General features: G+C 53.1%; 14 protein-coding genes. 10 read left to right on the top strand and 4 right to left on the bottom strand.

The genetic code is table 11. From position 1 onward, the window contains the following. Nucleotide 1: 1 nt before the first annotated feature. Genes QLQ17_RS10555 through murB form a run of 7 tightly spaced genes read left to right on the top strand, consistent with a single transcriptional unit; the run spans nucleotide 2 to nucleotide 5,710 of the window. On the top strand, nucleotides 2-424 hold the full coding sequence (locus QLQ17_RS10555; protein ID WP_283209542.1) for an ExbD/TolR family protein: 423 nt from the start codon (nucleotides 2-4) through the stop codon (nucleotides 422-424). After that, on the top strand, nucleotides 421-2,196 hold the full coding sequence (gene msbA / locus QLQ17_RS10550) for a lipid A export permease/ATP-binding protein MsbA (RefSeq protein WP_283209541.1): 1,776 nt from the start codon (nucleotides 421-423) through the stop codon (nucleotides 2,194-2,196). The genes QLQ17_RS10555 and msbA overlap by 4 nt, the downstream gene beginning before the upstream one ends. Continuing rightward, on the top strand, nucleotides 2,193-3,173 hold the full coding sequence (gene lpxK, locus QLQ17_RS10545) for a tetraacyldisaccharide 4'-kinase (protein ID WP_283209540.1): 981 nt from the start codon (nucleotides 2,193-2,195) through the stop codon (nucleotides 3,171-3,173). Before msbA ends, lpxK begins: the two co-directional genes overlap by 4 nt. A gap of 48 nt (nucleotides 3,174-3,221) precedes the next feature. Beyond that, nucleotides 3,222-3,410, top strand: coding sequence for a Trm112 family protein (locus QLQ17_RS10540; protein ID WP_283209539.1), 189 nt, complete (start codon nucleotides 3,222-3,224; stop codon nucleotides 3,408-3,410). Between the two features lie 11 nt (nucleotides 3,411-3,421). Further along, nucleotides 3,422-4,213 (top strand): 3-deoxy-manno-octulosonate cytidylyltransferase, encoded by a 792-nt coding sequence (kdsB, locus tag QLQ17_RS10535; protein WP_283209538.1) that lies wholly within the window; start codon nucleotides 3,422-3,424, stop codon nucleotides 4,211-4,213. Then, the gene (locus QLQ17_RS10530) at nucleotides 4,206-4,685 is read left to right on the top strand and encodes a low molecular weight protein-tyrosine-phosphatase (RefSeq protein ID WP_283209537.1); all 480 of its coding nucleotides are present in this window, start codon (nucleotides 4,206-4,208) and stop codon (nucleotides 4,683-4,685) included. The genes kdsB and QLQ17_RS10530 overlap by 8 nt, the downstream gene beginning before the upstream one ends. Beyond that, on the top strand, nucleotides 4,682-5,710 hold the full coding sequence (murB, locus tag QLQ17_RS10525; protein WP_283209536.1) for a UDP-N-acetylmuramate dehydrogenase: 1,029 nt from the start codon (nucleotides 4,682-4,684) through the stop codon (nucleotides 5,708-5,710). Before QLQ17_RS10530 ends, murB begins: the two co-directional genes overlap by 4 nt. 24 nt (nucleotides 5,711-5,734) lie before the next feature. Here the strand turns inward: murB and QLQ17_RS10520 are convergent, their stop codons facing one another. Next, a complete protein-coding gene (locus QLQ17_RS10520) occupies nucleotides 5,735-7,468 on the bottom strand; it encodes a proline--tRNA ligase (RefSeq protein WP_283209535.1) in 1,734 nt (577 codons plus the stop codon). A gap of 112 nt (nucleotides 7,469-7,580) precedes the next feature. Between QLQ17_RS10520 and QLQ17_RS10515 the strand changes: the two genes are divergently transcribed. Next, complete coding sequence (locus QLQ17_RS10515) at nucleotides 7,581-8,003, top strand: PaaI family thioesterase (RefSeq protein ID WP_283210150.1); 423 nt, start codon at nucleotides 7,581-7,583, stop codon at nucleotides 8,001-8,003. 400 nt (nucleotides 8,004-8,403) lie between these two features. Next, nucleotides 8,404-11,325 carry a hypothetical protein gene (locus QLQ17_RS10510; protein ID WP_283209534.1) on the top strand — a complete coding sequence of 974 codons (2,922 nt, stop codon included), beginning with the start codon at nucleotides 8,404-8,406 and terminating at the stop codon, nucleotides 11,323-11,325. Between the two features lie 495 nt (nucleotides 11,326-11,820). Here the strand turns inward: QLQ17_RS10510 and QLQ17_RS10505 are convergent, their stop codons facing one another. Beyond that, a complete protein-coding gene (locus QLQ17_RS10505) occupies nucleotides 11,821-12,318 on the bottom strand; it encodes an Lrp/AsnC family transcriptional regulator (RefSeq protein ID WP_283209533.1) in 498 nt (165 codons plus the stop codon). Between the two features lie 147 nt (nucleotides 12,319-12,465). Between QLQ17_RS10505 and leuA the strand changes: the two genes are divergently transcribed. Next, complete coding sequence (gene leuA / locus QLQ17_RS10500) at nucleotides 12,466-14,178, top strand: 2-isopropylmalate synthase (RefSeq protein WP_283209532.1); 1,713 nt, start codon at nucleotides 12,466-12,468, stop codon at nucleotides 14,176-14,178. Nucleotides 14,179-14,264: 86 nt separating this feature from the next. On the opposite strand, the gene QLQ17_RS10495 is transcribed toward leuA, so the two are convergent. Continuing rightward, entirely contained in the window at nucleotides 14,265-14,474 is a 210-nt protein-coding gene (locus QLQ17_RS10495) for a cold-shock protein (protein ID WP_283209531.1), read from the bottom strand. A gap of 265 nt (nucleotides 14,475-14,739) precedes the next feature. Continuing rightward, a complete protein-coding gene (locus QLQ17_RS10490; RefSeq protein WP_283209530.1) occupies nucleotides 14,740-16,641 on the bottom strand; it encodes a propionyl-CoA synthetase in 1,902 nt (633 codons plus the stop codon). Between the last annotated feature and the right edge of the window lie 20 nt (nucleotides 16,642-16,661).

The following is a 16,661-nucleotide window of genomic DNA, read 5'->3' as shown; positions in this document are numbered from 1 at the left end:
CGTGAAGTTCAAGCGCCAGAGAAGCCAGGAAGTTGGCGTCGACCTGACCCCTCTGATCGACGTGGTGTTCCTGCTGCTGATTTTTTTTATGGTGTCGACCACCTTCACAAGAGAGAGTCACCTGAACATTGAGCTGCCCGAAGCCAATGGCGAGCGATCAGAGCAGCAAGCTGAGCTGATTGACGTGGTGATCAATTCCGATGGTCAGTACCGACTGAATGACCGCGCCCTGGTCAATAATCGCAGGGAAACCCTTGAGCGGGCGGTAAAAGAACTGGCGGGTAGCGACACCTCTTTGCCATTCATCATTACGGCCGATGCCAGAACGCCTCATGAATTTGTGGTGCGTGCTATGGATGTGGCGGGTTCTTTGGGTTTCGCCAAACTGAGCATCACAACCGAGCGCCAGGGTGAGTCCAAGTGACAGAGTCGAAGGACTACTCTGCCCGGCCGAAGAACCCTGATTCCAATTGGGAGACCTACAAACGACTCCTGGCTTACGTAAAGCCGTTTTGGGTGGCGTTTCTGCTGTCTGTACTGGGCAATGTTATCTACGCTGGTGCCTCCACGGGTATGGCTGCAGCCATGGAGTACGTGATCACCGCCCTGGAGAACCCGACCGACGAAAATCGCATTCTGCTTACCCTGACCATTGTTGGTGTGTTCGCCTTACGTGGTCTGGGCACCTTTCTGGGCCAGTATTTTATCAATTACGTGGGTCGAAACGTGATCAACGCGCTCCGTCAGGACGTGTTTGACCGCCTGCTGAAGCTGCCGTCCTACTATTTCGACGCCAACGCCTCTGGCCGACTGGTGTCCAAGCTGACCTTCAACGTGGAGCAGGTGGCTGCCGCCACCAGCAACGCCATCACGATCATGTTCCGGGAAGGGCTGACCATACTAGGTCTTCTTGGCTTCATGTTTTACACCAACTGGAAACTGACCCTGCTTTTCCTGGTTGTCGGCCCGCTGATCGGTGCTGTTGTAACCTATGCCAGTCGCCGATTCCGCAGGATCAGCCAACGTATCCAGTCGTCCATGGGCGATATCACCCATGTCGCATCCGAAAGCATTACCGGTTATCGCGTCGTGCGGGTGTTCGGTGGCCAACACTATGAGCGGGAACGTTTCCGCGAGATGAACGACAAGAACCTCAAGCAAAGCCTGAAGATGGCGACAACTCAGGCCGTCAGTGTGCCGGTGATCCAGTTACTTGTGGCGTTTGCGATTGCGTCACTGGTCTGGACCATGCTGTCACCGGGCATTCGCAGTGGCATGACGACGGGCGAACTGGTGGCTTTCATCACGGCGGCGTCGACAATGTCCAAGCCCATCCGGCAGGTCACCTCGGTTCACGCTGAGATCCAGAAGGGCGTGGCCGCGTCGCACGATGTTTTCTCAACCATGGATGAACAGCCGGAAAAAGATGAGGGCACCTATCAGCCTGATCGCGTTGAGGGGCGCATCGAGTTTGATCAGGTGTCTTTCCGCTACGGCGAAGAACTGGACGATGTGCTGAAGAACATATCAATGACCATCCCCCCTGGGCAGAGCGTTGCACTCGTGGGTCGTTCCGGAAGTGGCAAGTCGACCCTTGTCAGCCTGCTGCCGCGCTTCTACGAATACTCCGGAGGTGACATTCGTCTGGATGGACATTCACTTCCGGAATTCTCGCTGGAAGCGCTCCGAGCCCAAATTGCACTGGTCACTCAGAATGTGGTTCTGTTTAACGACACGGTGGCAGCCAACATTGCCTATGGTGTTTTGCGTGAATGTTCAGAAGAACAAATTCGCGAGGCAGCGGCAAAGGCGCACGCGCTGGAATTTATTGACCGGATGCCTGACGGAATGCAAACCGTCATCGGCGACAACGGGATTATGTTATCCGGTGGGCAGCGTCAGCGACTGGCCATTGCTCGGGCGCTCTTGAAAGATGCGCCTGTTCTGATTCTCGATGAAGCCACATCGGCTCTGGATACCGAGTCTGAACGCCACATCCAGGAGGCACTGGAAACGGTCATGCAGGGTAGAACCACGCTGGTCATTGCGCACCGTCTGTCGACCATCGAGAAGGCCGATCGTATTCTGGTGATGGAAGCGGGTGAGATCGTGGAGTCGGGCGCTCACAAAGAGCTTCTGGCCAAAGGGGGTGCCTACGCTCAGCTTCACCAGATGCAATTCAGCGAGCAGGGATGACCGGCTGGATTGATCGCCTCTGGTACAGCAACAGCCGCCCGTTGTGGCCGCTGTATCCGCTGGCCTGGTTATATCGGTTCATTGCTGAAAAACGTCGAAGAGAGGCCTGGCAGGCGAAGGATTCTCCGATAACGGTTCCGGTTGTGGTGGTGGGGAACATTACTGCAGGAGGCACCGGCAAATCGCCGCTGACCGCTATGCTGGCAAAACTGCTTGTCGAGCAAGGTTGGAAACCGGTCATTCTGACGCGGGGCTATGGCGGTAAATCTGAACATTATCCCATGCAGGTGACTGAGGACACGCCACCAGATGAAGCGGGTGACGAGCCTGTGATGCTGGCAGAGCTGACCAATTGTCCCGTTGTGGTGGATCCAGACCGGCGACGGGGAGCTCTCTGGTCGCTGGAAACAGAGCTTGGGAATATCTTTCTTTGTGACGACGGGCTTCAGCACTATCGGCTGCCGCGAGACCTTGAAATTGCCGTCTTTGACGGTCAGCGTGGCATAGGCAACGGTGCTCTGATACCTGTTGGACCATTGCGGGAACTGCCGGATCGCCTGGCGTCTGTTGATTTCGTTGTAACCAATGGTGGCTGGCTTGATGACATCGAACACGATCACCAATACAGCATGACACTGGCACCGACATCCTTGAGAAATCTGACGACGGGGCAACGTTTGCCCGTCGATGAACTCAAGGGAAAATCCGTGACGGCGGTTGCTGGAATCGGCAATCCCGGCCGGTTTTTCGATACACTAAGAGCTCTCGGCGCAGAGGTCACTGAGCGGGCACTGCCGGATCATCACCAGTTCCGTCCTCAGGATCTGAAGTGCGGGCAGCATCAATGGTTGCTAATGACCGCTAAAGACGCCGTAAAATGCCGCGGCCAGTCTCTGCAGAATGCCTGGGTTCTGGAAGTTGAGGCCCAGTTGCCAGAGGCATTTTCGAAGGCTTTTATCAGTGCGCTGGGCCGTTGAAATAGAGCATTTGCAGCGCAACCGACAGAAGGTGAACAGTAGAACGTTATGGATAAGAAACTGATGGCTTTGCTGGCGTGTCCCGTCTGCAAGGGAGACCTGAAACTGAACGACGAGCGCACCGAACTGGTGTGCTATCAGGACGCCATGGCCTTTCCGATTCGGGAAGGTATTCCGGTTATGCTCAGTGCCGAAGCCCGTACACTGACTACGGATGAGCGTCTGGACAAACGCTAACGGAATTTTCTATGTCTTACATCGTGGTCATACCAGCTCGCTATGCGTCCACTCGCCTACCGGGCAAGCCCCTTGCGGATATTGCGGGTAAGCCCATGATCCAGCACGTCTACGAGCGTGCCTGTGAGAGCCATGCATCCCGTGTGGTTATCGCAACCGACGATGAACGTATTGAGTCGGCCTGTCAGGCTTTCGGGGCGGAAGTGGTGATGACCTCTGCTGGTCATGCCAGCGGCACAGATCGACTCGAGGAGGTGGCTCGTAAGCTGCAATTCCAGTCACGTGATCGCGTGGTGAACGTTCAGGGCGACGAGCCACTGATTCCCCCGCAACTGATTGATCAGGTGGCCGCCAACCTTGAAGCTTATCCTGATGCCGCCATTGCAACGCTTAGCGAGGCAATCACGGATCCGACCACTTTGTTTAACCCTAACGTCGTCAAAGTGGTCTGCGACGCCAGAGGCATGGCGCACTATTTCAGCCGCGCCCCCATTCCCTGGGGGCGAGACGAATGGCAGCAGGGGATGCCGTCCGTCGAATCAATCGTTCTGCCGACGTCTACCCGCTATTTTCGACACATTGGCATCTACGGCTATCGGGTCAGCCTGCTGCAGTCGTTTGTGGAATGGCCAGCGGCACCAACGGAAGTGACCGAGTCTCTTGAACAGCTGAGAGCTTTATACAACGGTGCGCTTATCCATGTGGAAGAGGCCTGCGTCACGCCGGCGGGCGGGGTTGATACTCAGGAGGATCTGGACCGTCTGCGCGCAAGCTTTGAAAGGCAAGGAGAATCCTATGACTGAATCTGTCAGCGTCCTGTTCGTGTGCCTGGGAAATATCTGTCGTTCACCCACGGCTGAGGGGGTGTTTCGTCAGGTGGTTGAGCAGGCGGGTCTGGCTGATCGAATCAGAATTGATTCCTGTGGCACCGGTCACTGGCATGTCGGCAAAACACCTGACGCAAGGGCACAACAAGCCGCTTCTCAACGAGGGGTTGATATAAGCCAGTTAAGAGCCAGGCAATTTCAGGAGTCTGATCTGGTCGATTTCGATCGTGTTCTGGTGATGGACAAGCAGAACCTCTCTGACACCCTCAGGGTCTGGGAGCGAGTCGGTGGCGCCAAGCCGGAACTGTTCCTGAGTTACGGCCGCTCAGGCCACGATGAAGTGCCTGATCCGTATTACGGCGGTGATCAGGGGTTTGAAGTGGTGCTGGACCTGATCAATGAAGCCAGTGAAGGGTTGCTGGCGAAGCTTCGGGAGTCGCTGCGTTGACTGGTGGCCCCTTGATCCGGGAATGGGTGAGTCTGCGAAGCAAGAACAGCCTGGGTATTGCGGCAAGCGCGCAGTTTTTCTCCCAAGCCCGGTCGCTGGAAGATCTACGCGACGCGCTGAACTGGGCAGACGCCAAAGATTTAAAGACCCTGGTTCTGGGTGGTGGAAGCAACCTGGTTTTTGCCGGCGATTTCTATGGACTGGTACTGCAGGTGTCCATCCTCGGTCGTCGTTGGCATGAGGTTGAGAACGACGGCGCTACCCTGGAACTGGGTGCGGGTGAATCCTGGCATGATTGCGTGCTGTACGCCGCAAAGGCCGGGTACCGGGGGATTGAAAACCTCGCCCTGATACCTGGTACTGTCGGGGCAGCTCCGGTGCAAAATATCGGTGCTTATGGTGCCGAACTGAAAGACACGCTGGTGGATGTCACGGCGCTGGATCGGGCTACGGGGAAGAGCATCACATTGTCCAATGAGGCGTGTGATTTCAGTTATCGAGACAGTCTTTTCAAGCGCCACCCCGGGCGCTATGTCATTACGAGCGTTCGGCTAAGGCTATCCCGGTCACGGCCGCTACAGCTGGATTATCGTGACCTGGCTGAATACTTTTCAGACCAGGACACGGATCATTTAACGCCTGCGGATGTGGCCCAGGCGGTGATGGCCGTTCGTCGCAGAAAGCTACCCGATCCGAGCCAGCTTCCCAACGTAGGAAGCTTTTTCAAAAATCCGATCATTTCGATCTCAGACTGGCAAGCGCTGCAAAAACGCCATCCGGACATTGCCGGTTACCCGGATGACTCGGTGGCCAAGGTGGCGGCAGCCTGGTTGATAGATCAGTGCGGCTGGAAAGGGTATCGGGATGACAAAGTGGGCGTCCACAACCGCCAGGCACTCGTGCTGGTGAATCATTCGGACGGCAATGGGCAGGATATCCTGAACCTCGCGTCACGCATTCGCCAGGACGTACAGAGCCGATTCGGGATTGAGCTTGAAATGGAGCCCGGCATCGTCGGTGACTGATCACCGGGCTCTTTTCAGACCGGCTTACAGGCCGCCGCGGGGCGACTTGTTGATCAGGAAAGGCAGGGCTCCGTCAAGTGCGATGTCCTGTTTCTCTGCGTCTCTGCGGCCTTTGTATTCGAGGGTTTCTGCCTGAAGGCCGCGATCCGATACTACGAAGCGGTGCGGAATCCCCATCAGTTCGATATCCGCAAACTTGACTCCCGGGCGCTCATTGCGGTCATCCAGCAATACGTCATAGCCCGCCTGTTTCAGCTGTGAATACAGGCGTTCGCCAGCTTCCTGGACAGCCGGTGACTTGTGCCCGTTCAGCGTCACAATAGCCACTTCGAAGGGGGCAATGGCCTCTGGCCAGATAATGCCCTTATCATCGTGATTCTGTTCGATCGACGCCGCCACGATGCGAGAGACACCAATGCCATAACAGCCCATTTCCAGGGTGGCAGCCTTTCCATTTTCGTCCAGCACTGTGGCGTTCATGGCCGTGCTGTATTTGTTGCCAAGCTTGAAGATGTGGCCCACTTCAATACCCCGACGAATCTCCAGAATGCCCTTGCCATCGGGGCTGTCGTCGCCTTCTACAACATCCCGAAGATCTTCAATGCGGTCTAGTGGGGCATCCCGTTCCCAGTTTACGCCGGTGAGGTGGTAACCCTCTTTGTTGGCACCACAGACAAAATCCCCAAGATGGGCTGCACTGCGATCCACGATCACCGGGATTGGCAGGTTCACCGGGCCGATCGAGCCTGGCTTGCAGCCGACGGCTTTCTCGATTTCCTCGTCGGTGGCCATGGTCAACGGCTCGGCCACGCCCTTTAGATTCTCTGCCTTGATGTCGTTCAGGCTATGATCGCCGCGAAGCACCAGGGCGATTATTCCGCTGTTTCCGTTTTCATCCTCTTCGGCTTTAACCAGGAGCGTTTTGACCGTTGAGGCAGGATGTGTATTCAACAGCTTGCAAACGGCATCAATGGTTTTTTGATCCGGTGTGGCGACTTCTTGCATGTCTTCTGAAGGCGCTGGGCGATCTCCTTGAGGCGGGAGTGCCACGGCTTTTTCAATGTTTGCGGCGTAATCGCTTTCGGTACTGAACACGATGGCGTCTTCACCGGACGATGCCAGCACATGGAATTCATGTGATGCACTGCCACCGATCGCGCCTGAATCGGCCTCTACCGGCCGGTAGTCAAGCCCCAGGCGGTCAAAGATCGAGCAGTAAGTGCGATGCATCACCTGATAGGTTTCGTTCAGCGATTCTTTCGACACATGGAAAGAGTAGGCGTCTTTCATGATGAATTCCCGCGCACGCATGACGCCGAAACGAGGGCGTCGCTCATCGCGGAATTTTGTCTGAATCTGATAGAAATTGGCCGGCAGCTGTTTGTAGCTTTTCAGCTCATTCCGAATCAGATCGGTGATCACTTCTTCGTGGGTTGGGCCAAAGCAGAAATCACGGCCATGGCGATCCTTGAGGCGAAGCAGTTCATCGCCGTACTGTACCCAGCGACCGGATTCCTCCCAGAGTTCCGAAGGCTGCACCGCTGGCATCAGCACTTCCTGAGCGCCGCTTTTGTCCATTTCTTCGCGGACAATGCGCTCAACCTTCCTCAATACCCTCAATCCCATTGGCAGCCAGGTATAAAGACCAGAGGCCAGCTTTCGAATCATGCCGGCCCGAAGCATCATCTGATGGCTGATGATTTCGGCGTCAGCGGGAGTCTCTTTTTGAGTGGCAATCAGGAAACGGCTTGCTTGCATGTTGTGATCCGTTGGCAGTAGTTGGAAATTCGGAATGCTTTCATTATTAAAGGGTGCTCGCTATTGTACGGAGCGATTGGGGCAAGGTACAGACGGAGGCAGGTTGATGAGTTTGACGGCCGAACAGCTGGGCGAAGTAATACGGGCGGGCGTACCCATGGCGGAAGACATCGGCTTCACCGTCGATGAAGCAGGCCCCGGTTTTGCGCGGGCAAGGCTGGTCTTTTCCGAACGTTTGATTCGGCCGGGTGGAACGTTGTCAGGGCCTGTGCAGATGGCGCTGGCCGACGCCGCCATGTATGCCGCGGTGATGGCGTCTATTGGTCAGGTAGAGATGGCGGTCACCAGTAACCTGTCCATCAACTTCCTGGAAAAGCCGGCGCCGGCAGACCTGATCGCCGAGGCCACTGTGTTGCGCCGCGGTCGTCGTATTGCCTTTTGTGAGGTTCGGCTGCTTTCGCCGGGCGAGGCTGATGGCGAAGAAGTGTTGGTCGCCCACGTGACTGGCAGCTACGCCTTGCCGAGGCAACGGTAACTTAATTTAAGGCACCCTTTTACCTCAACCAACTTGGGCCAGCTTCACTGGAAAGCGGAGCTTTTTACCGCGAAGGGGGGAGCCAATGAAAGGCGCCTAAACCTGGGTAGCTCCACCCAAAGAATAGTAGTGACGAGGGCAGCAGTATAGATGCAAGCTTTTAAACAAAAGCGAACATTCTAACTCGAGGGGTTCACTCCAATACGAAGTGTGACATAGATCACGCTTTTATGGTGAGCAATCAGAGGCTTACCGTCGAGTCACTTTACAGTTTGGGCGGTCTCCAATTAATAAAAGAGCTTTAACTAACCTGTTGCCACAAAGTTTTCCTATCGATGGCCCCTGAATTGCCTATTAATTGTCCAGATTGACACTAGCTCTCAGCATAGAAGGGACTCACGTGCGAACTTTTTCCGCTCTCAAGCTTTTTTTGATTACCGTTTTAATCCTGATTCTCGCGGCTTGCGGTGGTGGAGGCGGTGGAAACGACGATCCAAATGCAGGCGCTACAAAAAAAAGCCAACCGGTCTCTGTATCAATTGGTGAAGGTGCTGCGCCTGTCTCCTTATTGGAGTCGCCGGCATTTAAGGATATTGAATACACGGGCGACCCCATTGAAATTCCAAAAAACTCAGGTGAAGCCGATCAACTGCTGACAGCATTTGATGCGTCTGGGCGAATCGTTTTTATGACGCTTCTGAAACCCGGCGCCAGCACTGTGAAGGTCAATGCCGAAACGACTGTTATGTTTTTCTTGAGCCAGGTCCCGGGATTAGGGAATGCATTGGATCTCGATAATACATTAACAGTTGCCAAAATTTTTGAACTTGAAGAAGTGGGTGCACTGGTGGAATTTATTTCCTCGACGCCGGGGTGGGGAGAGCTCAGTGACGACTCCTTTACCGTTATTCTGGCGGAGGCGATTAGCGCCATTCTCACCAGCGATATAATTACTGCGGCGTCTAGCGGGGCGACGAAGGATAGGACTAAATCAGTGTCCTTTCCTAGCAATCAGGATTCCGATGTTGTCAAACCAACTTACATTGTTGTCGATGGGGAAGAAGATGTTGCCATTCCACCCTCCCAAAAAAGACAGTTTTCTAAGGATGGGCTCCTCGTATCGCCTCAGGAGGTGAACAATTCAACCTTTGACCTGGAAATCTCAAACACAGACAGCCGAACTGTCGTTGCTATCGTAGCCGAACAAGATCCAGCTTTAATCAATTCGGAATTCAATCCCCTCTCGCTTGGTTTTAAAGCGGTCTTTGTGGGCGGCGGAAATTTTGCTCTCCCCGGTTCAAGCGTGCTGAAAAAGCTGCCGATTGAAATTACCGATGAGACAACCTCAGAAACGCGGCTCTACACCTACGGGCCTGGAAAGGAAAAAGTACCAACAACGGGCTTGGCCCTTTCTGCATATCGATTCGCAAACTTTGCGTCAATCATTGATGTCATCTTTGCGCCCGCGCTCTCGTTAAGCGGGATAGATCCCGATTGTTTTCGAGCCACCTATAGCCAAGATTACTTTTACTACCTTGCGTCAGAACCTCTTAAAGACGAGCTTTCCACTGGAAATAACCCGGTGAAGATTTCGTCTTTGATTTTCGAACTGTACAAATCGTCGGACAGTCCCTCGGTAACCGAGGAATGCTCTTGGTCGAAAACAAAAGACATCATCAAGAAAAAAGCGGGTGTATTGGGTGCTCTTTGGACAGCGGCTGAGGTCGTGTCGGATTTGGTAGATATCGCGTCATATTATCCGGAAGTCAGGAAGTCTGAGGCTTCACATGTATGGAACTTGGTTAACCGTCTCGACACTGAGATTAATATGACTCAGGCGGTTTTTTGGGGGGTTAGCTCGGAATATTTGACTACCGAAACCCTTGAAGAGCGTTCAACCTCGGTAACGAAATGGACTGACGATTACCAGGGCGACTGCGTTGAGACCGCCGAAAACAATGCAGATGCTTACGAAAAAGGCGTTATCAAGTGTAATGCTTTTTATTTTGATGGAGGTCCTGGCACAAACGGGCTAGTTAACTTTACCGTTTACTGCAAAAAACCTGCTGACACAAAAGCGGCAATTGAGGACATTCCATGCAGGAGTGCAGAATTCCAGCTGGAACCGGGTGCGGAGCGAGAAGTAATTTATCCAACTGCGCTCGGAAGCTCTGTTATTAAATTCAAAGCTGATTTCGATGAATTCAAAGAATATAAAAGCGAACTGCTTGTCATTGATTCAGAGGGTGCAGAGAAACTCTATATCCTGCGTAATCAAATATTCGGACTTTTCCCTCATGTTGTTCCATACGTTGATGATGTACCCGTTGCGTACGACTACATTGAGAGCGAGAAAAGAATAGAATCCTCTACTCCAATCTCTATATTCTGTTGTGAGGAGGGGCAAACGAGTGCCACCAAAGCAATTTCACTGCGCAATGAATATCAGGGTATTGCCATTATCAAAGATTATCAATGGATGGAATCATCTCCGAATGTCAGTGTGGATTTCCCATCTAACGGTACTTTTATCGGTGCGAAGACTGAGAAAACCTTTGAGATAACTTACACAGGATCAGACCAAGATCAGGCTTATGAGCAATCCCGTCTTCGAATATATTCAAAAGATCCATTTCATTTCAGCAAAGACTCGGTCCCGATTTTATCGTGGGATAAGGAGGAATATAGTTCAATTGAGTTGCTGATCGCAGCCGGTAATTGCAGGGAAGAGATTATTTTGACGGAACCAATCCTTTTCTTCGAATGTTATTGGGAACAAGAAAGGATTACGCAACGAAGAATCGAATTTATGGAACTCACCCACGACGGTCAAAAAAGGATCTTCTTAGAAGAATTCAATAACGACGGAACGACTAAAGCGTTCATCGATATTATAAATTTTGACTCATCATCCGGTAACTTTTTTCAGAGTGAAAATATCATTTCCCTGTCGGATGAGGTTCAAGGGGTGCCAAATACATTCATTGAAATGGATTGGAGTCCTAATTATTACCCCTCTGGACTTTCTAAAAAAAGGATTTATGAGTTGTATCCGGACTCGGATGTCGTTGCAAAGGAATTTCATTGGAACTGTTATTCTATAAATTCTGATAATCCGAAGCTTAGTTATTTTGAATGGTATCGAGACATCAATGGCAATTTTATTCTTAACGCAGACGGAGATGACCGGCATAACGTACGAGAGCTTTCGCCCTCTGAATGTGTAACACCCGAAGATATAATGATGAGAAACCAATTTGATATAGAAAACTCATACATCTATCGTCTATCCAAATCTGACATTGCCAATGGGTTATTTTGAATCATCTTTAATAATTTTCTTTAAAGTTCTTGAGGCCAAATGTTTTGAAGAATGCTATCGGTCTGGCGAACAGTATAGATCGAAGCTCGCTGGTTTGGTTCAGATCAGGTCGAACGATAGCTCTGAGTTCTATATAAGGTTTTTTCCAAACTTAGTGGAGTACATTGAAATTCAGACAGACGGAATTTGGATCAGAGATGTTGAGCAATACTCCTCAGTGTCGCTGCGACGCCCTGGAAAGAGCAGGATCTAAGAGGGAAGATTGGCGCAGCAAGTAGCGGCATGCGGAGACACTAGAGTGAATGAATGCGCTCAGACGTACTTCGTAGTCTGAATGTTCGCTTTGCGACCTAAGCGTGCCTTGCTTCCGAATAGCGAATTGGGCAGGCCCAACTAAAAAGGTCCGCGTTGTGGTCAAGCAGTCAGTGGTAGCACCGTAAGAACGTCCCGCTTTGAAAGCCGAACGGCCAAGTCATGGTTTCAATACCAATCCATTCAGGTCAGATAGCCCAGCGGCAGGGCAGTGCTGTCGATCACGCGTCTCAAGACGAAACTGGAATGTACCCCGCTGACTCCCTGTATACGGGTAATTCGGTTCAGCAGGAAATGGTGATAGTGGTCCATATCCGGCACGACCACCTTCAGCATGTAATCGGCGTCCTGGCCCGTAATCAGATAGCATTCCTGGACTTCGGGATAATCGGCCACCTTAGATTCGAATTCGGCAAAGCGCTCCGGGGTGTGTCGGTCCATGCCGATCAGAATGATGGCTGTCAGTGACAATCCGAGCTTCTTGTGGTCCAGGATGGTGACCTGACGGACGATAATACCTGCGTCTTCCAGAGCGCGAACCCTTCGCAGGCAGGGTGACGGTGAAAGGCCAACTTTATCAGCCAGCTCCTGATTCGTCAGTGAGCCATCTTTTTGCAATTGTTCCAGGATGTTGCGGTCGATTCGATCAATCTTGACCAGTGCTTGCTTGGAATCTGGCATAAAATATCTTCGTTATTGAGTTCGGCGCAATTTATACCTAATAGATTACCTTTAGCCGGCAAAAAAGCAATCATTTGCCCCGGCATAGCCGTTACTCTGTGTAGTAATCCGATCAAACGATTTTCGCTCGAGCAGGGATAACACGTTATGGCATTCGATCATCGCAAATACATTCCGTTCAAACCGGTCGCCAAGAAAGATCGCCGGTGGCCCGATCAGGTCATTGAGAAAGCACCACGTTGGTGTGCAGTGGACCTGCGTGACGGTAATCAGGCGCTGGTAAAACCGATGACCGTTGCCCAGAAGCAGAGAATGTTCGACTTGCTGGTAAAAGTCGGTTTCAAAGAAATTGAGATCGGTTTCCCGGCGGCCAGTCAGCCGGACTTTGATTTCTGTCGCAAGCTGATCGAAGAGAATCGCATTCCTGAAGACGTGAACATCCAGGTTCTCACCCAGGCGCGTCCGGAACTGATCGAACGCACCTACAAGGCACTTGAAGGCGCCAGGAAGGCGATTGTTCACGTTTATAACTCCACCTCCACGGTTCAGAGGGAGCAGGTTTTCGGTATGGACCGTGAGGGCGTCAAGGAAATCGCGGTGAACGGTGCCCGAGTGGTAAAATCCATTGCTGAGAAGTACCCGGACACGGAATGGACCTTTCAGTATTCTCCGGAGAGCTTCACCGGCACAGAGCTGGATTATGCTGCAGAAGTCGTTGATGCGGTGAACGATGTCTGGCGCCCGGATCAGGGTCAGCCGGTGGTCATCAATTTGCCGGCGACCGTGGAAATGGCCACTCCTAATGTGTTTGCGGACCAGATCGAGTGGATTTGCGACAAGGTTCGTTACCGGGAACACATCGCCATCAGCGTTCACACCCATAATGACCGCGGTTGCGCGGTCGCTGCTGCTGAGCTTGCCGTGATGGCGGGCGCGGATCGCGTCGAAGGAACCCTGATGGGTAATGGCGAGCGCACCGGTAATATGGACCTGGTGACCATGGCCATGAACCTGTATTCCCAGGGCGTTGATCCCCAGGTGGATCTGTCCGGTATGGCAGAAATTACCGACGTGGTGGAGGCATGCACCGAAATTTCGACACACCCCCGGCATCCTTATGCTGGCGAGCTTGTGTTCACCGCGTTTTCAGGAAGCCACCAGGACGCCATCCGAAAATGCCTCTCGAAGCGCAACGATGGCGATAAGTGGAATGTCGCATACCTGCCGATTGATCCCAGGGATCTGGGGCGTCGCTATGAAGAAGTGGTGCGCATCAACAGTCAGTCCGGCAAGGGTGGCGTCGCCTACATTCTGGAACGGGATTACAACATCAGCCTGCCACGTTGGCTGCAGATTGAATTCAGCAAGGTGGTTCAGCGTGAAGCAGAGACCAATGGCGGCGAGATTGATTCACTGACCATTCACCGGCTGTTCGAAACCCGTTACCTGAAAGTGGATAAGGCCTGGGAGCTTCGATCCTATGACCTGCATCGCGACGATAATGGGGTGAATGCAACGGTCAGCATCGGGCCGGAAAATGACCCAACCAGAATCAGTGGCCATGGGCTGGGAGCCGTAGAAGCCGTATCGGCGGCACTCGAGAGATTGTTCGATGTGTCTATTGCTGTTGAAGCTTACGACGAGTTTGCGTTGAGCGAGGGCACTAACGCCAATGCGCTGGCCTGCATTCGTGTCACCGTCAGCGGAGAGCATTGCAGTGCAGCGGCTCTGGCGGAAGACACCACGTCCGCAACCTTGCAGGCGCTGTTCAATGCCATTTCCCAGATTGTTGATTCGGAACCGTCGGTGGCTGCGGCCATTGAAGCAGGGGTTGCACAGCCGGATCACGCTGAAGTCTGAGACGAAAAAAGCCGGCAAAAGCCGGCTTTTTCATTCCCTGTGCCCGTGAGGGGCATAGGGCGGGGTCACATAACATCTGGTCAGTATCAGACCGGCGTTACGTTCTCCGCCTGAGGACCTTTCGGGCCCTGGGTCACGGAAAACTGCACCTGCTGACCTTCGGTCAGGGTGCGGAAACCGCTGGCATTGATTGCACTGTAGTGAACGAAAACGTCACTGCCGCCGTCCTGAGCAATGAAACCAAAGCCTTTGGACTCGTTAAACCACTTTACGTGGCCTGTTTTGGTATCTGACATTGATCTTTCCTGTATTTCTGCAATTTTCCCTCACGGGACCGTCGGTGGTTCCGAAGAACCGCCGCAGCTGCAAAAATTCAGGAAGTACTGAGGAAGGGGCAACAAGAAGCACAAGGGCAGGACGTTGAAGCGCATTCGACCAATACTGCTGCATTTTCACAGCGTTTTTTCAGTATAGACCGCGACCCCAGCCCGTCAACGCCTTTTTTTAGTACTTTCTGATAGGTTTTAATCTTCAAAAACAACGGGTTGGTATAAGCCATCTTCAGGATCGGAACTGATCGCTTAATTCATCCAGAATTGCCGGGTCATCAATGGTGCTTGGCACGTTAAAGGGCTCGCCATCGGCAATTTGACGAATGACCCGTCGCAGAATTTTTCCGGATCTCGTTTTCGGCAACCTTTGCACCACCAGCGCCCTGCGGAAGCAGGCGATCGAGCCGATTTTCTCACGCACCATGTCCACCAGCTCTTCCTCAAGTTCGTCATGGTCGATGGTGGCGCCGTCCTTGATCAGAACCAGTCCCACCGGGACCTGTCCTTTCAGGTTGTCCTGTATGCCTACGACGCAGCACTCGGCTATGGCCGGATGGCTTGCCACTACTTCCTCCATTTCGCCGGTGGATAGGCGGTGACCGGCGACGTTTATTACGTCATCCGTGCGACCCATTACAAAGAGGTAGCCGTCCTCGTCCATAAATCCACCGTCACCGGAGGTGTAGAAGCCCGGGATGGGTTGCAGATAGGTTTTTACAAAGCGGCTGTCATCTCCCCAGACAGTGGTCATGCAGCCCGGTGGCAGAGGCAGCTTCACTGCGATTTGCCCCTGTTCGCCCGCAGGCATCTGAGATCCTTTGAAATCAACAACCTGAACGTTATAGCCGGGGGAAGGGAAGGTGGCCGACCCTGGCTTCGTCGCCATCAGTTCCAGCCCTACAGGGTTGCAGCAAATCGCCCATCCGGTCTCTGTCTGCCACCAATGGTCCAGAACCGGTAGGTTGGTATGCTCCCTCAGCCAGTCGTACGTAGCCGGGTCCAGACGTTCTCCGGCCAGGAACAGGCGTTTCAGGGTCGATATATCGTACTGTTGCATCAGGTCCGCTTCCGGGTCTTCCTTCCGCACCGCCCTGAATGCCGTCGGTGCCGTAAACAGCAGGTTGACCCCGTGATCCTGCACTACGCGCCAAAAAGCGCCGGCATCCGGCGTCTTTACAGGTTTGCCCTCGTACAGAACCGTCGTGCAGCCAGCCAGCAGTGGGCCATACACGATGTAGCTGTGACCAACCACCCAGCCTACGTCGGAAGCGGCCCAGAAGACGTCTCCGGGTTTGGCGTCATACACCAGACTCATGCTGTAACGCATGGCCACTGCATGACCGCCGTTGTCTCTGACAACGCCTTTGGGTTTTCCGGTGGTGCCAGAGGTATAAAGAATGTAAAGCGGATCAGTTGCAGCTAACGGAACCGGGCTGGCCGGTGTCGCACCCTCTACCAGGGCATTCCATTCGATGTCACGGCCTTCTGTCAGGGCTGCGGTTACCTGTGGGCGCTGATATATCACACAAAAGTCAGGTTTATGGCTGGCCTCTTGAATGGCTTTGTCCACCAGTGGTTTGTATTCAATGACCTTTTGAACTTCTATGCCGCAGGAAGCGGTGATCAATGCTTTGGGAGAGGCGTCATCAATCCGGACTGCGAGCTCGTGCGCCGCAAAGCCGCCGAAAACGACAGAATGAATCGCTCCTAGTCGAGCGCAGGCAAGCATGGCCACGACCGCCTGGGGAATCATGGGCATGTAGATGATCACCCGGTCGCCTTTGTTGATGCCGCGATCTTTCAGGGCGCCAGCAAATTCGGCAACTTCTCGTGTTAATTCGTTAAAGGTGTAGGCACTTTGATTGCCGGTGACCGGCGAATCGTAAATGAGGGCTGTCTGCTCACCGCGTCCGGCACGAATGTTGGCGTCCAGCGCTGCGTCAGAGGTGTTGATGATGCCGTCGGTAAACCACTGGCCATGGCCGTTGTCGGTTGACTGCCAGATAGTGGTGGGTGGCTGAATCCAGCTGACATCCGCTGCCTTCTCTTTCCAGAAAGCCTCAGGGTTGTCCATTGAGCGCCTGTATTCCGCCTGATAGCTCATTCCGTCCACCTTGCTAGTTGTGTTCATTATTATCGCTTTATGGTCAC

Origin of the sequence: Marinobacter sp. CHS3-4, from assembly GCF_030053415.1 — a bacterium.
Classification (GTDB): Bacteria; Pseudomonadota; Gammaproteobacteria; order Pseudomonadales; family Oleiphilaceae; genus Marinobacter.
The sequence above is the reverse complement of the archived record's forward strand: the minus strand, read 5'-3'. Positions and strand labels throughout refer to the sequence as shown.